This window comes from Burkholderia sp. MSMB1078WGS, assembly GCF_001528895.1.
Lineage (GTDB): Bacteria > Pseudomonadota > Gammaproteobacteria > Burkholderiales > Burkholderiaceae > Burkholderia.
Map to the genome: position 1 here is coordinate 1 of NZ_LPDI01000019.1, position 3,337 is coordinate 3,337.

Annotated in this window: 2 protein-coding genes and 3 pseudogenes; 1 reads left to right on the forward strand and 4 read right to left on the reverse strand. The window is 55.3% G+C overall.

Annotation, left to right across the window (positions count from 1 at the left end; all coding sequences use genetic code 11):
- From WT24_RS03810 to WT24_RS03820, 4 genes and pseudogenes are all read right to left on the reverse strand, one after another.
- The coding region (locus WT24_RS03810) for a transposase (RefSeq protein ID WP_179949306.1) at positions 1-368 on the reverse strand (368 nt) is incomplete at its 3' end.
- 52 nt (positions 369-420) lie between these two features.
- Positions 421-522, reverse strand: a pseudogene (locus WT24_RS34165) (IS110 family transposase); the annotation flags it as partial.
- Positions 523-718: 196 nt separating this feature from the next.
- Entirely contained in the window at positions 719-1,603 is an 885-nt protein-coding gene (locus tag WT24_RS32085; RefSeq protein WP_082742087.1) for a DUF1460 domain-containing protein, read from the reverse strand.
- Positions 1,604-1,809: 206 nt separating this feature from the next.
- Positions 1,810-2,906: pseudogene (locus WT24_RS03820) on the reverse strand (IS3 family transposase); the annotation flags it as partial.
- Between the two features lie 339 nt (positions 2,907-3,245).
- Here WT24_RS03820 and WT24_RS35205 point away from each other — a divergent pair.
- Positions 3,246-3,337, forward strand: a pseudogene (locus WT24_RS35205) (H-NS histone family protein); the annotation flags it as partial.

A 3,337-nucleotide genomic window follows, 5' to 3' on the forward strand; every position in this document is an offset into this window, starting at 1 on the left:
TACATGGCGACGATCTTGTCGTCGAAGCCCGTGAAGCGCCGTTCGTGCTTGGGAATCAGGATGGGTTCGAAGCTGCCGTCGCGGTCACGCGGCACCTCGATGCGGATCGGGCCGTCTTCGGTCAGAACCGTCTTGGCCCCTTTGCCATTGCGCTGATTCGTGGCGTTGACCGGCTTGGCAGCACCGGGAGGGTAGCCGAGATGATGGTTCATCTCGCCGCCCAATGCCCGTTCGATCAGCGCCTTCTTGAGCGCCAACGTCGCGGCGTTGATGGCTTCGGCTGTCATCGGACCGTTGCCGAACTGCTCGAGCAGCTCGGCCGGAATCGCCGGCAGAGCCGCCGGCTGGGCTTTCGGTTTGCGAGGCATAAACTCTCCTTGGGAGCATGTTATGCCTTAAACACAAAATTCCTGACAGGCCCCGCTTGATTGGCTTGTTCACGATCTCGCCCGTTTCCTGATCGAAGTAATGCACTTGAAACACCTGTTTGGCGATGTCGACGCCCACTGCCTTACTGTTCATCGTGGATCCTCCGGTTGCCTGAACAATGCGTGCATTTTCCACATGGGGACTTCGATGCCGTCGGCCCGAACGGGTCCACCCTTCCTTTTCCTCTCACTCGACCGTGGGGGTGGGATGCGTTCATTTCATTCTCCTTGGCCGTTAGTTTATGCCTCACTCACAAGGATTCAGATAGGCTCCTTGTGGCTGTGCTTTGCTATACCCGCGGGCGAAGCACGACGATGCCTGGCGAGCTTTCCACATACTCAAGGAATGGAGAGTCTACAACCCTCATATTAGCCTTCTTCGAGGACGCGTTACGAAGCACCGGACCATTATCGGTCTCAACAAAAAATCCGACATGCGTCACATCTAGACCATCCGCTTTCGCATAAATTCCAATAAAATCCCCCGTTCTAAGTTGACTGATAACCTTGTCATCGATAAATTCGCTTGGGATGTAGGTGACATTTCGTTTAACAACCGGCAATCCCGGCAGGTATGATCCACCGTCCGCTTTCTTATTGAGTTGCTTCTCAAGCGTAACGGCATGAACGCTAATCGCACCGGTTACATCGTCGGCAAGTACTTGCTGCCTATATGCCCAGTCCGTAAAGAAGTGCCGACGACGCAGGAAGCTGATTTCTCCATCTACATAGCGCGTCCGGACAAGCTGATCAACGTAACCCTCTTTCGTGACCGCCTTTCTCGCGGCCTCGACATAATCAAGATAGGTGAAGCAATCCACTCCACTGAAGTCGATGACAAGTTGTTCTGGAGTATCCGATGATCCCTTCAGCGTATCACCCCGATATGGCGTTCCAAGAAATTCCCGTGACAGGGACTCGATGATCTGCCCCGTACTACTACCTGAGATCGCTGCTCGCTGCCAGAGCAATGCGTCCAGCTTCCTCGACGTCTCTTTGCCCATGCCAACTAATACTGCCTGTTGCTGAGAAATTTGTTCGTCGACGTTAAATTGCGACAAGGCGGGTGCGTCTCCACCACATCCGGACAAAATAAGTGCAAAAGCAAACGGCAGAATTCTTGTTCGACTCACCAAGGTCTCCAGTAGCAATTTTCTCAGCAGAAATGGTGACATATATTATTTTGCGATAGTGCAATCTCATTTTTTAATTTAACACCAATTGACATAGAAGAATTTGCACGACTCAATATGCTGAACAATTGACGTCAAAGTTCAAGATATCGACAGCGGATGGCTGAGAGACAATCGGTCGCGCACCCGCGCGGGATCAGCTCTGCGGCGAGAAATGGTGACCTGAGGCGGAATTTTGTAGCCATTCGGGCAGTGAGTCTCGCGTCGATATTATCGGAATCCAGCCAGGCTCGACGGACCGTGGCGGGAGGTTGATAGCGATGTGCGCTATGCGGCCGGCGCTCATTGTAGAACTGCCGCCAGCGTTCGATGAGCACCTTGGCCTCGGCGCGGCTGCTGAACCACTCCCGGTTCAGCAATTCGTCACGCAGCTTGCCGTTGAAGCTCTCGACGAAGCCGTTTTGCCACGGACTGCCGGGCGCGATGAAGGCCGGACCGATGGCCGCATCCCGCAGCCAGCGCATGACTCTGGCAGCGGTAAATTCGGCGCCGTTGTCAGACCGAACGAACGCGGGCTTGCCGTACAGGCGCATCAGTCGCGACAGCGTCAGAATCACATCCTGCGACCGCAGACTGGCGCCGACCTCGATCGCCAGGCACTCGCGGGTGTATTCATCGATCACGCATAGCATCTTCAACGCTCGGCAATCCACCAGTTGATCGTGCACGAAGTCATAGCTCCAAACCGAATTGGGCTGCGTGGCGCCTGGCGGGCGTATGTCGTTGCCGCAACGACGTCGGCGAGGACGTCGCCGCGGAATGTTGAGCTGTAGGGTTCGCCACATTCGCCGCACGCGCGATTCGCTCAACGCCAGCCAGGCCGACATCCGGCGATAGCCGAAGCGCGGCACTTCTTGCGCCACCGCCATCAGCCTCTCGCCCAGACTCCGATCCTTCTCCGGTTGCTTGAGCGTATAGGTCGCAACTCGGCGGCTCAGTCCCAGGTAGCGACATGCCTTGCGTTGCGAGAGCCCCCGCCGAGTCAGGACTTCCAGCGCTTCGCGCCGGCCCGTCGGGGTGGTCATTTTTTTTGGCTGAACTCCTTCAGGCCGTCGATGACAAGCATCTGCTCGGCGATCAGCCGCTTGAGCCGATCGTTCTCCGATTCCAACTCTTCGAGCCGACGCGTGTCAGCCACGTCCATCCCGCCGAACTTGTTGCGCCAACGATGGAACGTCTGTTCCGAAATGTTGTGGCGCTTGCACAGATCCTTCACCGGCTCGTCCCGGCTCTCGGCCTCGCGTAAGATTCGGATGACTTGCTCGTCGGTAAATCGCTTCTTCATCGAGTTCTCCTTGCCTCTAGGATAAAAGAGAACTCACTTGCCGAATGGCTACAAGAAACGTCTCAGGTCAGCGTGTCAATTTTGCTCTCACATATAAAAATTTGATAGCTTCTATTATTTCAACTTTACGATTGTGCTTCGCTGGCAGTGGCTTCCACCGCGCCTTCCGCAGTCTCATCGAATTCTGGTCTCCCGCCTTGCCGATAATCACAACAATGGCGCCGCCTATCGTATGCACTCAGAGGACTATACTGTGCATGTTGTAGTCGACGACGTCGCCTAATACCCATGGGCTATTTGCCCACTCCCAAATTTCTAAGAGGATCTCCCTGCGCATTTATGGCTACCTATCTCGAACTCAAGGCTCAAGCTGACGCACTGGCACAGCAAGCGGAAGAAGCACGGCTCGCCGAGCTCGACAGCATCATCAC

What these genes read in the sequence shown, in the direction of transcription:
- WT24_RS32085 (WP_082742087.1), bottom strand. Translation starts at nt 1,603, where the DNA reads ATGTCACCATTTCTGCTGAGAAAATTGCTACTGGAGACCTTGGTGAGT.